14 protein-coding genes, 1 tRNA gene and 3 pseudogenes are annotated in these 13,440 nt (G+C 59.2%); 10 read left to right on the forward strand and 8 right to left on the reverse strand.

The window, feature by feature from the left end; translation table 11 throughout:
• The 6 genes from Q363_RS14020 to rplK form a co-directional block, all read left to right on the forward strand.
• Nucleotides 1–720 (forward strand): EF-Tu C-terminal domain-related protein (locus tag Q363_RS14020; RefSeq protein ID WP_035351184.1); only part of this gene is annotated, 720 nt, incomplete at its 5' end.
• A gap of 279 nt (nt 721–999) precedes the next feature.
• On the forward strand, nt 1,000–1,149 hold the full coding sequence (rpmG, locus tag Q363_RS14025; protein WP_022844519.1) for a 50S ribosomal protein L33: 150 nt from the start codon (nt 1,000–1,002) through the stop codon (nt 1,147–1,149).
• Nucleotides 1,150–1,188: 39 nt separating this feature from the next.
• A tRNA-Trp gene (locus tag Q363_RS14030) sits at nt 1,189–1,264 on the forward strand.
• A 64-nt stretch (nt 1,265–1,328) separates the two neighbouring features.
• The gene (secE, locus tag Q363_RS14035; protein ID WP_035351189.1) at nt 1,329–1,589 is read left to right on the forward strand and encodes a preprotein translocase subunit SecE; all 261 of its coding nucleotides are present in this window, start codon (nt 1,329–1,331) and stop codon (nt 1,587–1,589) included.
• Nucleotides 1,590–1,616: 27 nt separating this feature from the next.
• On the forward strand, nt 1,617–2,282 hold the full coding sequence (gene nusG, locus Q363_RS14040) for a transcription termination/antitermination protein NusG (protein ID WP_157466863.1): 666 nt from the start codon (nt 1,617–1,619) through the stop codon (nt 2,280–2,282).
• A gap of 110 nt (nt 2,283–2,392) precedes the next feature.
• Complete coding sequence (gene rplK, locus Q363_RS14045; RefSeq protein WP_035351191.1) at nt 2,393–2,830, forward strand: 50S ribosomal protein L11; 438 nt, start codon at nt 2,393–2,395, stop codon at nt 2,828–2,830.
• A gap of 102 nt (nt 2,831–2,932) precedes the next feature.
• On the opposite strand, the gene Q363_RS14050 is transcribed toward rplK, so the two are convergent.
• The 8 genes and pseudogenes from Q363_RS14050 to Q363_RS14080 all read right to left on the reverse strand — a co-directional run bounded on the left by Q363_RS14050 (nt 2,933) and on the right by Q363_RS14080 (nt 8,599).
• Nucleotides 2,933–3,499, reverse strand: coding sequence for a redoxin domain-containing protein (locus Q363_RS14050; protein WP_169746988.1), 567 nt, complete (start codon nt 3,497–3,499; stop codon nt 2,933–2,935).
• Between the two features lie 103 nt (nt 3,500–3,602).
• Complete coding sequence (locus Q363_RS14055) at nt 3,603–4,451, reverse strand: class I SAM-dependent methyltransferase (RefSeq protein ID WP_245632218.1); 849 nt, start codon at nt 4,449–4,451, stop codon at nt 3,603–3,605.
• A gap of 4 nt (nt 4,452–4,455) precedes the next feature.
• The gene (locus Q363_RS14060) at nt 4,456–4,827 is read right to left on the reverse strand and encodes a metal-sulfur cluster assembly factor (RefSeq protein WP_035351192.1); all 372 of its coding nucleotides are present in this window, start codon (nt 4,825–4,827) and stop codon (nt 4,456–4,458) included.
• A gap of 384 nt (nt 4,828–5,211) precedes the next feature.
• Entirely contained in the window at nt 5,212–5,652 is a 441-nt protein-coding gene (locus Q363_RS42030) for a hypothetical protein (protein WP_035351194.1), read from the reverse strand.
• A gap of 141 nt (nt 5,653–5,793) precedes the next feature.
• A pseudogene (locus tag Q363_RS46220) lies at nt 5,794–5,967 on the reverse strand (hypothetical protein); the annotation flags it as partial.
• A gap of 79 nt (nt 5,968–6,046) precedes the next feature.
• Nucleotides 6,047–7,255, reverse strand: a pseudogene (locus Q363_RS14070) (FG-GAP-like repeat-containing protein); the annotation flags it as partial.
• Between the two features lie 137 nt (nt 7,256–7,392).
• Nucleotides 7,393–7,983, reverse strand: a pseudogene (locus tag Q363_RS46225) (FG-GAP repeat domain-containing protein); the annotation flags it as partial.
• A 10-nt stretch (nt 7,984–7,993) separates the two neighbouring features.
• Complete coding sequence (locus tag Q363_RS14080; RefSeq protein WP_169746989.1) at nt 7,994–8,599, reverse strand: FG-GAP repeat domain-containing protein; 606 nt, start codon at nt 8,597–8,599, stop codon at nt 7,994–7,996.
• Nucleotides 8,600–9,254: 655 nt separating this feature from the next.
• Between Q363_RS14080 and Q363_RS14090 the strand changes: the two genes are divergently transcribed.
• The 4 genes from Q363_RS14090 to Q363_RS36085 all read left to right on the forward strand — a co-directional run bounded on the left by Q363_RS14090 (nt 9,255) and on the right by Q363_RS36085 (nt 13,427).
• The gene (locus Q363_RS14090) at nt 9,255–9,743 is read left to right on the forward strand and encodes an NHL repeat-containing protein (RefSeq protein WP_211256186.1); all 489 of its coding nucleotides are present in this window, start codon (nt 9,255–9,257) and stop codon (nt 9,741–9,743) included.
• 189 nt (nt 9,744–9,932) lie between these two features.
• On the forward strand, nt 9,933–10,259 hold the full coding sequence (locus Q363_RS14095) for a PadR family transcriptional regulator (protein WP_035351212.1): 327 nt from the start codon (nt 9,933–9,935) through the stop codon (nt 10,257–10,259).
• A 10-nt stretch (nt 10,260–10,269) separates the two neighbouring features.
• Nucleotides 10,270–12,915 carry an ABC transporter permease gene (locus Q363_RS14100; RefSeq protein ID WP_051978761.1) on the forward strand — a complete coding sequence of 882 codons (2,646 nt, stop codon included), beginning with the start codon at nt 10,270–10,272 and terminating at the stop codon, nt 12,913–12,915.
• A complete protein-coding gene (locus Q363_RS36085) occupies nt 12,912–13,427 on the forward strand; it encodes a bleomycin resistance protein (RefSeq protein ID WP_051978762.1) in 516 nt (171 codons plus the stop codon). Before Q363_RS14100 ends, Q363_RS36085 begins: the two co-directional genes overlap by 4 nt.
• The last annotated feature ends 13 nt before the right edge of the window (nt 13,428–13,440 follow it).

Consider the following 13,440-nt stretch of genomic DNA (forward strand, 5'->3'; position numbering starts at 1 on the left):
GAGCTTCTGTCGAAGTACGACTTCCCGGGCGACGACGTTCCCGTGGTCCGCGGTTCGGCGCTGGGCGCTCTGAACGGCGAGGCGCAGTGGGAGGCCAAGATCGACGAGCTGATGGACGCTGTCGACAAGAACGTTCCGCAGCCGGACCGCATGGTCGACCTTCCGTTCCTGATGCCGATCGAAGACATCTTCTCGATCTCGGGCCGCGGCACCGTAGTCACCGGCCGTATCGAGCGCGGCAAGGTGAAGGTTGGCGAGGAAGCCGAGATCGTGGGCTTCCGCGAGACGCGCAAGACCGTGGTGACGGGCGTCGAGATGTTCAAGAAGCAGCTGGACGAGGGTCTGGCGGGCGACAACGCCGGTCTTCTGCTTCGCGGCATTGCGAAGGAGGACGTGGAGCGCGGCATGGTTCTGGCCAAGACCGGCTCGATCACCCCGCACACGCAGTTCAAGGGCGAGGTCTACGTTCTGTCGAAGGAAGAGGGCGGGCGTCACACACCGTTCTTCAATGGCTACCGTCCGCAGTTCTACTTCCGCACGACGGACGTGACGGGCTCGGCGAAGCTTCCTGAGGGCACCGAGATGGTGATGCCGGGCGACAACATCGCGCTGGAGATCACGCTGCACACCCCGGTGGCCATGGAGAAGGGCCTGCGCTTCGCCATCCGCGAGGGCGGCAGGACCGTCGGCGCAGGAACCATCTCCGAGATTATCAAGTAACCCTGATCTCAACTATTTCCTGATCAGCGGCGGCCTTCCGGGTCGCCGCTGATTTTCACCGTACGGAGCTTTCTTTATCCCCGAATTTCGTGGATAATAGACAAGGACGAGCGTGGCCTGACCGCTCCTCTCTTCCGGATTACAACTCAGGATCCAGGTTGCAGGGACCTTACCCCTGCGTCGCGGCGTGTCAGGTGGGTGGGGTTTAAGCCTCCCTCACAAGGACAAGCTGCTTGCCAGCCGAGGTGGCTGGCCACGTTAGAAGGAGAAGAAGACAAAATGCGCGAGATCATCACCCTCCAATGCCCGGAGTGCAAGAATCGGAACTACTCGACCACGAAGAACAAGAAGACGACCACCGGCCGTCTGGAGTTCTCAAAGTTCTGCAACACCTGCCGCAAGCACACGGCTCACAAAGAGACGAAGTAAGCCGTCGTTAGCCGTTAGCTTGAAGAGCTAATCGCAAACGGGGGAGTAAGCTCAACGGTTAAACTGTCGGTCTCCAAAACCGAACTTCTCGGTTCGAATCCGAGCTCCCCCGCCATCCTGCCTCACCCGCAGGCGGCAGTTGAGACCAAGTCAGCAGCAGGAAGATTAGAGGCAGCGTTATGGCCAAGACGGTAGCGGTAGCGGAACAAACCAGCACTGGAGTCCAGCAGATCAAGTCGCTGCCGGAGCGCACCAGAAGCTTTCTGAAGGACGTGCGCAGCGAGATGCGCAAGGTGGTGTCGCCATCGCGTGCTGAGGTTCAGTCGACGACGACCGTAGTGATCGTGACGGTCTTCATCTTCGCCGCGTACTTCTGGCTGGTGGACAACATCATTGGACGCGGCGTCGAGTCTGTTTTGCGCCTCGCGGGAAATCAGTAGTTCGGCGGCAGAGACGAGAACCAGACGATGCGCAAAGAAGGCACAACCATGGCGGAAGAGCAGCATAACCCGGAAGAGCAGAATCCCGAAGCGTTGAACGCAGGCGGTGAGGCGGGCTCCGAGCAGCCGACCGAACAGCTTGCTCCGCCGGTCAACGAGAACTTCAAGTGGTACATCATCCATGCCTACTCGGGCTTCGAGCGCAAGGTGCGCGAGTCGCTGGAGAGCCGCATCGCTGCGTTCGGCCTGCAGAACAAGATCGGCCGGATCATGATTCCGACCGAGCCGGTGACGGAGCTGCGCAACGGCAAGAAGTACACCATCGAGCGCGTCTTCCTTCCGGGCTATGTGCTGATCGAGATGGATCTCGACAACGACCTGTGGCACGTGATCAAGAACACGCCACGGGTGACGGGCTTCCTGGGCACCGGCGACAACCCGGTCGCGCTCTCCGAGCAGGAGGTCAGCTCGATCCTGTTCCGCTCCGATGTCTCGAAGGACAAGCCGACGCTCAAGATCAAGTTCGACAAGGGCGAGCAGGTTCGCATCAACGAGGGTCCGTTTGCGAACTTCACGGGCGCGGTGGACGAGATCAACGAGGACAAGCAGACCCTGAAGGTGATGGTCAGCATCTTCGGTCGCTCCACCCCGGTCGAGATCGAGTTCTCGAAGGTGGACAAGGTTACCGAATAGGCTTTGGGGCAGCGCGATGGCGCGTCCTGAGAACAGTTGAGTTTGTAAACATCAAAATATGCGCGCTGGCCGTGAGGCCGCCGCAGGAAGCGTAAAGAGGATTTACCCGAATGGCACCGAAGAAGATCACTGGATACGTCAAGCTGCAGATTATGGCGGGCAAGGCGACACCGGCACCGCCGGTCGGTCCCGCGCTCGGTCAGGCGCAGGTCAACATCATGGAGTTCTGCAAGCAGTTCAACGAGCGCACGAGCAAGGACCCGGCGCTGGCGGGCCTCACGGTTCCGGTCGTGATCTCGGTGTACGCCGACCGCACCTTCAGCTTCGTCACCAAGACTCCTCCGGCGCCAGTGCTTCTGCTGAAGGCGGCCGGCATCGAGAAGGGCTCGGGCACTCCGAACAAGGAGAAGAAGGGCAAGGTCACCGAGAAGCAGATCCTCGAGATCGCCAAGCAGAAGATGCCGGACATGAACGCTGCCACGGTCGAGGCCGCTGCGAAGACCATTCGCGGCACAGCGCGCTCGATGGGCATCGACGTCGTCGCCTAGTCTTACCCTCCGATGCCAAATGGCTCGGATTGAAGTCAAAAAGAGAACCTGCAGTATGCCGACGCTGGCATGCTACAGGTTCTTTTTTGCGCTGCTCTGGGGTCAGTTCTTGACTGCGTTGGTGTTGGCGTTCAGGACGACGAGCGCGTCGGAGGGCGGGGTGAGATCGCTTGAGGAGCGGCCGGTGTGAGCGTAGAAGATGATGCCGTTCTGTGCGATCAGGAAGGTGCTGGGGTAGACGGTCTGGTTGGGGTCGTCCCAGCGCAGGCTGTACTGATTGGTGAAGACGTAGTCCGGGTCGAGCACGAGGTGCATGTTCGCCGGCAGGGGCTGGTTGCCGAGAAGCTGGGCAGCGTCGTCAGCGAGGTTCTTGCTGCCGGCCCCGGGGTAGATGAAGATGACCTGGGTTCCGAGGGCGGAGAACTGTGCGGCGGCCTGCTGGTAGCTCTGGAACTGCTGCTGCGAGAACGGGCACTGATAACCGGGATATCCGCGAAGCAGGATGAGGACGACGCGGCCCTTGCTCGTGTAGGAGCTGAGGGAGACGGGAGTGCCATCCAGGGTTGTGAGGGTGAAGTCGGGGGCGCGCTGACCGACGCCGGGTGTTGCAGCGACGGAGGGAAGCGAGACAGCGAGCAGAAGGGCGGGGAGGAGGAACAATCTGCGCATGCTCATAGCCGCGATTGTAGGAGTGGAGCAACCTGGCAGTAATACAACTTTGGGTGCAGCGCGGTACGCGGCGATGGAGCGCAGGTTGCTGTGTGGGCTAGGGTTAGCGCTTTCGGCCGCGGCCGGCGTAGCGGTAGACAGCGCAGAGTTCGTCGCCGGTTGAGCCGTACTCCTGCTGCTGGGCGATGGCTTCGAGATCGGCGGCGTGATCCTCGGGGCTCATGGGGATCTGACCCTGCCAGAGGAGGGAGAAGGCGGGGTGGCGATCGAGCGTGGCGCCGTGCTCGGCGTTGACGTAAAGGAGGTCGAGGGTGCCGGGGTGCTCGGCGAAGGCGGTCTCGATTCGGCGGAGAAGCGCTTTGAGAACGGGGTCCTCGAAGGGGTGGAAGAGGAAGACCAGGGTGGGAGTGGGGGGGAGGTCGATGTTGAGAGCGTCGTCCTGGAGGATCCGGATGGGGGCGGTCGCGGAGGCGGTGGGGTCGGAGGCGTGGGCGCGGTGCCAGATGTCGGCGTTGCTCTGAGCGATGGCGGCCATGGCGGGGTTGAGCTCGACGCCGATGATCTGACGGAAGGGGAACTCGCTGGCGAGCAGGACGGCGCGGCCTTTGCCGGCTCCGATATCGAGGAAAGTGTAGTCGGTGATGTGGTGCAAGGGGGCGGTGGCGATCCATTGCTCTACGAGCGAGCGGAGGATGGAGGGGGCTACGCCGTAGTAGGCGGTGACGTGCTCGTCGTTGGGGTGTCCGGTGGCGAGGTCGCGGGCGGGGACGAGGCCGCTGGTGTCGGTGGAGTGGATCTGGTCGAAGGGGTGGATGGGGTGGGTGGTGGGACGGAGGAGGTCGCGGGGGCGGATGGGAGTGGACTGGGAGGCGGCTTTGGTAGAGAAGCGGGTTTCTCCACTGCGCGTCTCACTTCGTGAGCCACTCCGGTCGAAATGACGGCTCTTTGACATAAGGTTAGCGGATCTGGATCAGGTTGGGGTTGCCGTCGAGACCGAGGATGCGGCGGCCAGCTGGGGTGATTTCGACCGGGGTCCAGGCGGGATGGTCGACGAGGGTGATGGTGGTTTCGCCGGCCTCCTCGAGTCCGGCGAGGCGGTTCAGGATCTGCGCGGTGAGCTGTGCAGCGGCCTCCTCGGTGGGGTTGGTCAGGGCGAGCCCGATCTGGATGAGGTGTTTCTGGGGGACTCCGGGGACTCCGGCGCCGGGGGCTTCGGGGTCGTGTGCAACTGACACAGAGCGGACGAGGCCGAGGTCGACGATGTTGCAGGGGAGCGCGGGGTCGAAGCAGTCGCGCAGGGCGTCCAGGATGTTCGATTCGGTCAGCACCGGTGACTACCCTCCTCCCCCTCAAAAGTGTGCAAAGTCTTCGAAACAGATAGTTTAGGTTGGTACTTTGGTTTGGATGCCTTGCTATGGAGGGATTTTCCTTACCTTCCATCTATTTCTATTTTAGCGAGCGGACGGTAATTCATCGGCAACTTTGATTTTGAAGATAAATTGCCTGTTTTGTGTAGATTGTATGGAATTTCCACGAATGGAGGGGATTGACATCAGCTTTCTGGCCTTTGCTCAGTTCGACCTATGCGGTAACCGGGCTCGTTCCTTCAAGACCTGACATTGGTGCGAATGCGGCTCGAGATTCCTGAAAAACGACAGAAGCCTCGGGAGTGACCCGAGGCTTCTGTGTTTGTGTGGCTTGGTCGTCCTGTCTTACTGAACGATGAGCTGGAGGTTGAGGTTGTGCGAGGGGCCGGATCCTGAGTCGGCTCCGGTCACCGATATTGTCTGGGTTCCGGTTGGGGTTCCTGCGTCCTTTGGAGTGGAGGAGCCGCCGCATCCAGTCAGGTAGACCAGGCTTCCCATAGTGAGCAGAAGAGCAGTCATGATACGAGCGAGATTCTTTCTCGATCGCAGGACGCGCCGTGGCGAGAGGCAAAGCCCCAGCAGAACCGCCCACACTGCGATACGAGCGGAGGATGAACCCGGGCGCTCCAGCATCGCTGTAGGCGCCGTGGTGGTGATGGTGAGGGTGCTGTTTGCCGAGGTTCCCGATCCGGTGAGCGTGGCGGGCGAGAAGGTGCAGATTGCCTCCGCGGGAAGGCTGCCGCAGGAGAGCTTCACGGTTCCGCTATAGCCGCCGACAGAGGTCATGCTGATGGAGAAGCTCGCCGTCTGTCCTGCCTTTACGGTCGCCGAGCCAGAGTTGGAGGTCAGAGTGAAGTCGGACGCGACGACGGTGATCGACACCGCGCTCGAGGTGCTGGGCTGGTTGTTGGCGTCGCCTGAGTAGCTGGCCGTCACGCTGTAGGTTCCTGCTGTGGTGGCGAAGACTGGAAGCGATGCCACACCGACCGAAAGGTATTGCGGAGAACTGTAGGTGAGGTCGCTCTTGCCGAGTGTAGTGGTGCCCGAGGTAAAGGTTACGGTTCCCGTGGGGGGGGTACCTCGCCGTGACGGTTGCGGTATAGGTGATCAGCTGGCCCTGGTTAACGTTGGAGGACGAGGCTGAGAGTGCGGTTGTGGTGGGAGCCGGCGTAACTGTGACGGTGACAGTGTTGGAGGTGCTGGCGTTGTTATTGGTGTCGCCGGAGTAGCTCGCGGTAAAGCTATAGGTACCTGCGGGCCGCCCGGTTGTAATGGAAGCGATGCCGTTTGTTATAGGCACCTCAAATACGAGCGCTGCCACCCCTTCGCCACCAGGTGAGCGGAAGGTGACGTTCCCGGTGGGAGCGATGCCGGTTACTGTCACGGTGAGGGTCAGATCCTGGTTGGTGACCAGATTGGTCGCGGATGCTGCCAGCTGTGTACGCGAGGGTACAGGCTGGGCGGCGCCTGGTGCGGGGTTGAGCCGGTTGAGTAGAGATGTTGCGCCGAAGTACGTGGGCGCGATGAAGTCCAGAGTCTTGTCGTTCGGCGGTGCGGGGGCCTTGCTGTTCAGTCGTGCGATGGCGCCGCCTGCCGCTACCCCAGGGATCCCAGGGAAACCTGTCGGGTAGATATAGGCGTTGCTGTCCTGAACGAAGTTGCCGTTCCCTGTGCCCAGAAAAACGGTGAGTTGGTAGTTGCCGAGTTCGTTCTTCGGGTATACCGGCGGCAGGCCTGTCAGTAGATCAGGATTTCCATCACCGTTAACATCCCCGATGAAGACGGGTAGGTTCCCACCCGAATAGGTGAAGAGCGGTGTCGTCTGGAAGGAACCATCACCGTTGCCGGCGTATACCTTCGAACCCGCGACGATGTCCAGTTTGCCGTCTCCATTCAGGTCCCCGACAGCCTGTGGCAGAGTGGGGCAGGCAATTCCTAGAGGTATCTGGCGAAAGGTGCCGTCTCCGTTGCCGAGATAGACGGATCCGTTCCAGATAAGGTCCAGCTTTCCGTCGTTGCTGAGGTCGGCGGCGAACAAAGGTTCACCTGGTGTCGACGAATTCGTTTGTGAAAAAGGAACGGGAGTGCCGAAGGTGCCGTCTCCGTTGCCGGGAACGAAGACTAAGCCGCTAGTGATTGAAACCGAACCGAAGTACCCGAACACAACATCGAGCTTTCCATCACCATTAAAGTCGCCAAGTACAGCGTTGGTTGCTCCGTGGGCCGGCAAGCTAACGGCCGAGGCCTTCGGCTGAAACGTTCCGTCTCCATTCCCGAGGTAGGAAAACAGTTGGGTTGCCACTGCTGGAGACCCTGCGTCAGCTTCATTGGCGCGGCGAAGAGCGACGACGTCGACCTTGCCATCGCCATTGATGTCTCCGGGAACCACGATTCCATTGAGAGGCGCAAGGATCGAATTCGATATGTGAAGGTTCCGTTACCGCGCCCGAGGCCAGTCTTCAGGTTGCCGAGGTCGTACGGAGGATTGCCAGTGTAAGCATCGTTTTCGATCCAAAGAGTGTCGGTGAGACCATCGTTATTGACATCTGCAGTCACGAACCCTGCGGGGGTAAAGATGTGTGGAGGTGCCTGGAACGTTCCGTCGCCGTTACTCACCAGACGAGTCAAGCTGCCGTCGCTCGGGTAAATGAGGAGATCTACTCTACCGTTGCTATCTGGCGGCAACGGGTAGGTGGTTCCCGGGACGGCGTAGCCTTGACCAACGGTGAATCCACCCTGGCCATCGCCGAGCAGAATTGTTGTACCGTGCATCGCCAGGTCAAGATTGTTGTCGCCGTTTTTTCCGATGACTACCATTTCGGCATATCCAAATGGCGCTAGCGAGGTGGTTGGTCCGCTGGTCAACGAACCGCCGGTGCTGCCAAGGAAGGTCTGCAGGGATTGCGCTGAGCTACAGGCGATATCAGCATCACCGTCGTTGTTAAAGTCTCCGATAGCGGTATACCCGGTGGAGCTGGGACAGCTCTGTGTTTGAGCTTGAGCCGATTGAAGGGTTCCATCGCCCTTGCCAAAGTAGATCGCCAAGGGGCCGGAGCTCGGGCTGACGATGACATCCTGTTTACCGTCGCCGTTGAAGTCGCCCAAACCGGAGATCACACCGTTCTGGCTATTCGGGAAGGCGTAGGTCTGAGGATTGAGAAACGCACCGGGGGGACGGACTGCCCTGGTTCAGGAAGACCGCGACGGACGAGGCGCCGCCGACGGTTGCATTTGCGTTGGCAACAACGTCGGGGTATCCGTCGCCGTTGAGGTCAACTGGTGGGACGACGGCAGACAGGGTGGCTCCGGATACGGAGTAATAAGCGGTGTTCGAAGGGATTTGAAAACTGCCGTCACCATTTCCGAGGACGACTACAACGTAGCCGTTGCAGGTCTGGACGAGGTCGAGCTTCCCGTCCTTATTCATGTCGGCGGTTGTCAGCGAAAAACTGGTAGCGCCGTTGCAGTTGAACGGCGTGGAGACAACGACGGGATCATTGTCGCCGCCCTGATTCAACAGAGTGACCAGGTCGATTGGACCTTGCGGTGCGGAGAGTCTGTAGTAGGCGAAGTCGGGAAGCCCGTCGCCGTTGAAGTCTCCAACTACGCCGGCATAGACGGGCAGCGAGTTATATGTCCCCAGCGTAGGAAAGATAGGTTGCTGGCTTTGTGCCAGCAGGGAGGCGGCGAAAAGCGGCAGTAGGCAGACGACAAGAAGAATTCGCAGTTTCACAGGGTCCTTTTTGACCAGAGGTGGCAGAAGTAAACCCATAAGTGCAGACATGGGTAAGGTTGGGGAGATTTGGATGCAAACGTATTCTCTTGAGGAGCTTCCGGAAAGTAAAGTGTTTTTCTATGAACGGATGATCTTTTAGTCGCTGCTTCCCGACCCTGACTCCCGGGCGTGGATTGAGGTATCGATCACGTACGAGAAAACATCATCTCCTGATGGTGCGGATAGCGGCGACAATGTTTTGTACACGTACACGCCAGGCTATCCCCACGGTTTTTTTAATTACACGAAACAGGCTATTGGCACTGTCCTTAATGACCCCACAGGCGTGGCGGTGGATGCAAATCGGAACGTGTTCGTCGCAGAAGGCAACGGTCGAGTATTGAAACTGCAGACCATGGGAGTGAACTTCTATACGGTCGCGGTGGGAGCGAGTGGCCCTGTACAGACGCTTACCTTCATGTTCGATACGGCCGGGACGATCGGTGCTCCCCTCGTGCTGATGCAAGGAACTGCGGGGTTGGATTTTATTTTACAGACGCCGGTACGGGAACCTGCACGACAAACGGGACCTCTCATGTCTACAGCGTTGGTGATATCTGCACGGTGGACGTGAAGTTTTTCGCCGCGATCTCAGGGTATGCGGCGTGGCGCTGTGGTGCTGACTGATCGCTACGGAGGGGCGATTGCCACTAGCTACATTTACGGAACAGGGCGAGCGCCGCTCGTGGGGTTTGCGCCTGCTTCATTGAGTACATTGGAGAGCGGGCTGACTCCTCCACTGAGCGTGTTGGTAGACGTATCGGAAAATATGTACTACTTCGACATGCAGTACACTTCCGTGGTGAAGGTGCCACCCGGGTGTACTCAGCTGAGTTGTGAGGTATATATCCCTGCGACCGCATTTCCTATTGGGATGGCAATCGACGGTGCAGGAAATCTTTATACGGTTGAGTCTGGCGGCGCTACCAAGATTAAAAAGCGTCCATGGAACTTTGAGATTGGCCTTTATGTTGCGGGGACTGATATCGCAGTCATTCCATTTCCTTATCAAGGAAAGCCTTTGACGATTGCGGTGGACGGAAAGCCTGGTTTGTACCCCTGGATCAAAACTCGGTCAAATGGCACACCAAAGAAAAGGTAGAACGACCCCGAAGGTGGGAGTTCCTTCGATGCAGCTAGAGCGGTCGCGAGTGATTTGGCGATTTCGCGCTCATCGACCTGGGGCTGCCGCCAGAAGTGATCTTGCCCGAAATCGGTGCTCTACGGGATTGACGCCCCTAGACATCTAGGGCTAATCTGCGGAAATGCACAGATGTCTAGGGGTAGAAACATGGCGAAGAATGATCTGCAGGGAACGCTGGATCTCCTGGTTCTGAAGACTCTTGCACAAATGGGTGCGCTGCATGGATACGGGATTGTGCTCCACATCCAGCGCGCCTCCGAGGAGCTTTTGCGCGTGGAAGAAGGGTCGCTTTATCCGGCCCTGCATCGCATGGAGCAAAGTGGATGGATTGCGTCACAATGGGGGCACACTGAGACTAATCGCAAAGCCAAATACTACAAGCTGACGCCTCAGGGCCGGCACCAGTTACAGCGGGCCGAGCAGAGCTTCGAACAACTGGTGAAAGGCGTGCGCACCATGTTGCGCTATACGTGAGAGGTTTGCGATGTCCATTTTCCGCCGCATGGCCAATCTATTGCATCGCTCACGCGTTGACCGCGAGATCGATGCTGAACTTCAAACCCACATCGCACTGCGCACTGAAGACAACATCGTTGCCGGCATGTCGCCTGAGGAGGCCCGGCGCGATGCCCTGGTGCGCTTTGGCAACCGCATAGTGACGAAGGAACGTGTCGCCGCCGCAGATGCAGCCCTTATGATCGGCAGTATTGGAGCGGACATTCGTTACGCCCTCCGGCAGTTGATCAAGAATCCAGGATTCGCTCTGGCCGCGATCCTCTCCCTGGCGCTGGGCATCGGAGCCACCGTTTCGGTCTTTAGCGTCATCTACGGCGTGCTTCTCCATCCGTTTCCGTATGCGGACGTTGCGCGGCTGGCCAATCTCAGCATCAGTGACCCACGCGGGAATATCTTCGATGCTGGATTCACGGGGCAGCAGTTTCGCGAGTTGCGGGACGTGCACGGCTTCGACGGCATCGCCACCTGGAACTCGCGGCACCTGACTGTCACCGGCCATGACGTTCCTGAGAACGCTATCGCTTTCTTTGGAATAGGCGAAACGTTTGTCACTCTAGGTGTGCCACCTTTGCTCGGCCGGAATCTCGGTCCTTCCGACTCCCCCGAGGGACAGGAGCCGCTGCCGGTGGTGATGCTGCATTACCGTTTCTGGCAACGTCACTTCCACGGCGACCCCGCCGTCATCGGCAAGACTCTTGAACTGAATCACCGGCTGTACACAATCGTTGGCGTGACCCGCCCACACTTTACCTGGGGCTGGGGCGCTGACGTTTATCTGCCCGAGGAGACGACACAGGGCGGTGGCGTAGTTGTCAGGTTGCGCCCCGGAGTAAGCCTCGCCGCCGCCGATGCCGAACTGCAGCCGCTGCTGGAACGATTCGCGCGGGAAAAGCCGCACAGTTTCCCTCCAGAATTCAAAGTGGACATCCGCCCGCTGACCTACGAGACCACGCACAACATGGGTGGCACTCTCTATCTGCTGTTTGCGGCGGTGGCGATGCTCCTGGCGATCGGTTGCAGCAATGTCTCCATCCTGTTGTTGGCTAGAGGGGCGGCGCGGAGACATGAGTTTGCTCTGCGATCCGCCGTGGGTGCCAGTAGCTTGAGAATTGTGCGCCAGTTGCTCACCGAGTCGCTTCTGTTAGCGTTTACCGGGACAGGATTTGGCATCTTGATGGCCTATCGGCTGCTGCGATTGCTGATGGCGTGGATGCCGACCGGCATGTTCCCTCCGGATGTGGCAATTCGCATCAATGTGCCGGTGTTGATCTTCACGGCAGGGCTGGCGTTACTGAGCACTGCACTCTTCGGGCTGGTTCCTGCTTTGCAGATGGCGAAGCCCGATATCGGCCAGGTCATGCAGGCGAGTACCAACAGGACTGTTGGCAGCGTGCGCGGCAAGCGCCTACATAGCGCGCTTGTCGCCGCGCAGATTGCGCTCACACTTGTCCTGCTTACAGCTGCGGGTGCGGCTGTCCGTGGCTTTCTGCATCTGTTGAACGTGCCGCTCGGCTACAATCCGCACAACGTTGTCTCGGTAGGCATTCCTTTGCAGGACAACACCTATACGAGGTGGGAAGCGCGGGTAAATTACTTCGAGCAATTGCGCGCCAGCGTTGCCACGTTGCCAGACGTTGTCTCCACCAGCATCTCAACCAACGCTACTCCTCCTCATACAGGTTCGGAGCAACGCTTTGAGTTGCGGGACAAGCCTTCCGCTTCTCCTGAAGCGCAGACCGCCAGGGTCCATTTTGTCGATCCGGGCTACTTCAGCACCTTGCAAGTGCCTCTATTGCAGGGGCGAACCTGGAGCGCGGCGGAAGTCGCGCAAGGAGCTCCGCTGATGGTCGTCAATCAGACACTTGCCAGACGCTACTACCCGAGTGGAGACATCGTGGGACGCTCCATCAAGGTCTCTGCGCTAGAAGGCAGGCCGCCCGATGTATTGACAGCTCCCGGCGCCGACGACTGGATGCAGGTCATCGGCGTCGTGGGCGACTCGGTGAACGACGGGCCGGATCATCCCGTCAGGCCGGCGATCTTTGCCCCTTACAGCACGCTCATGCCGACAGGCACGCAGATTCTCATCCGTACGCGTCAGGCGCCGGCACCTGTTCTCTACAGCATCCGGAAGCAGTTGGCAAAGGTAAGTCCCGACCAGCAGACTTATGGAGTCATCGCGGACCTCGAAACATGGATCAGGAATGAACCGGAGTGGGCAAGAGGCAGGCTGATCTCTGCTCTATTCGGCGGATTCTCGATTGTGGCTCTCTTTCTTTCCGGGGTGGGACTGTACAGCGTCCTCTCTTACTCGGTTGCACAGCGGAGCAACGAATTCGGGATCCGCATGGCCCTGGGGGCAACACGCCGACATGTTCTCAAGGTGGCGACGGCTTCCGCAGGGATGAGTGTCGGCACCGGTATCGCTGTCGGCTTGATACTGAGCCTCAGCCTGAGTCATGTCGTCTCCACATGGGTGGGAATCACAACCAATCATCCACTCATCGTGTTCAGCGTGTCATTGCTTCTGCTAGTCGTTGCGGGCGTGGCGTGCTTCGTACCGGCGCGCAAGGCACTGTCCATTGATCCCATCGCGGCGCTAAGGTCCGAATGATTCGTCGGGAAGCGCTCTCGAAGGCCGAGAACCGGAGTTCAAAGCGTGCGTTGCCCTGCTATCAACAACGCTCATCGCGGATCGGTATACCGAACCAGTATGCTGTTGCCGTGCCGTTCGGGGAGAGTGTCATGAAGATTGTTCCTGTGATCAAGTCTAGAGATTTGGAGCGGTCCGTGCGTTTTTACACTGAAGTGCTCGATTTCGAGCGGAAGTGGCCCGGCGAAGAAGATCATGAAAAGGTCAACGGAGTGGCTCATCTCAGTAGAGACGGAGCCGAGCTGCTGCTCTCTCGCCATACAGGAGACGGTGTCTTCGGTTCGGTCAATCGCGTCTTTGTGGACGACGTGGATGAGCGTTACGCGACCTTTCGCGCACGGGGTCTGGACACGATGCAGCGGCCTGAATCTCCGATTCATACCGCGCCAGTCGATCAAACCTGGGGCATCCGTGAATTTGCGGTGACCGATCCGGACGGTAACGGTCTGTGCTTTTGCACGCCGATCAGATGAATCTGTCCAGCAG

The sequence above is a fragment of the Edaphobacter aggregans DSM 19364 genome, from assembly GCF_000745965.1.
In the GTDB taxonomy this organism is placed as follows: Bacteria; Acidobacteriota; Terriglobia; order Terriglobales; family Acidobacteriaceae; genus Edaphobacter; species Edaphobacter aggregans.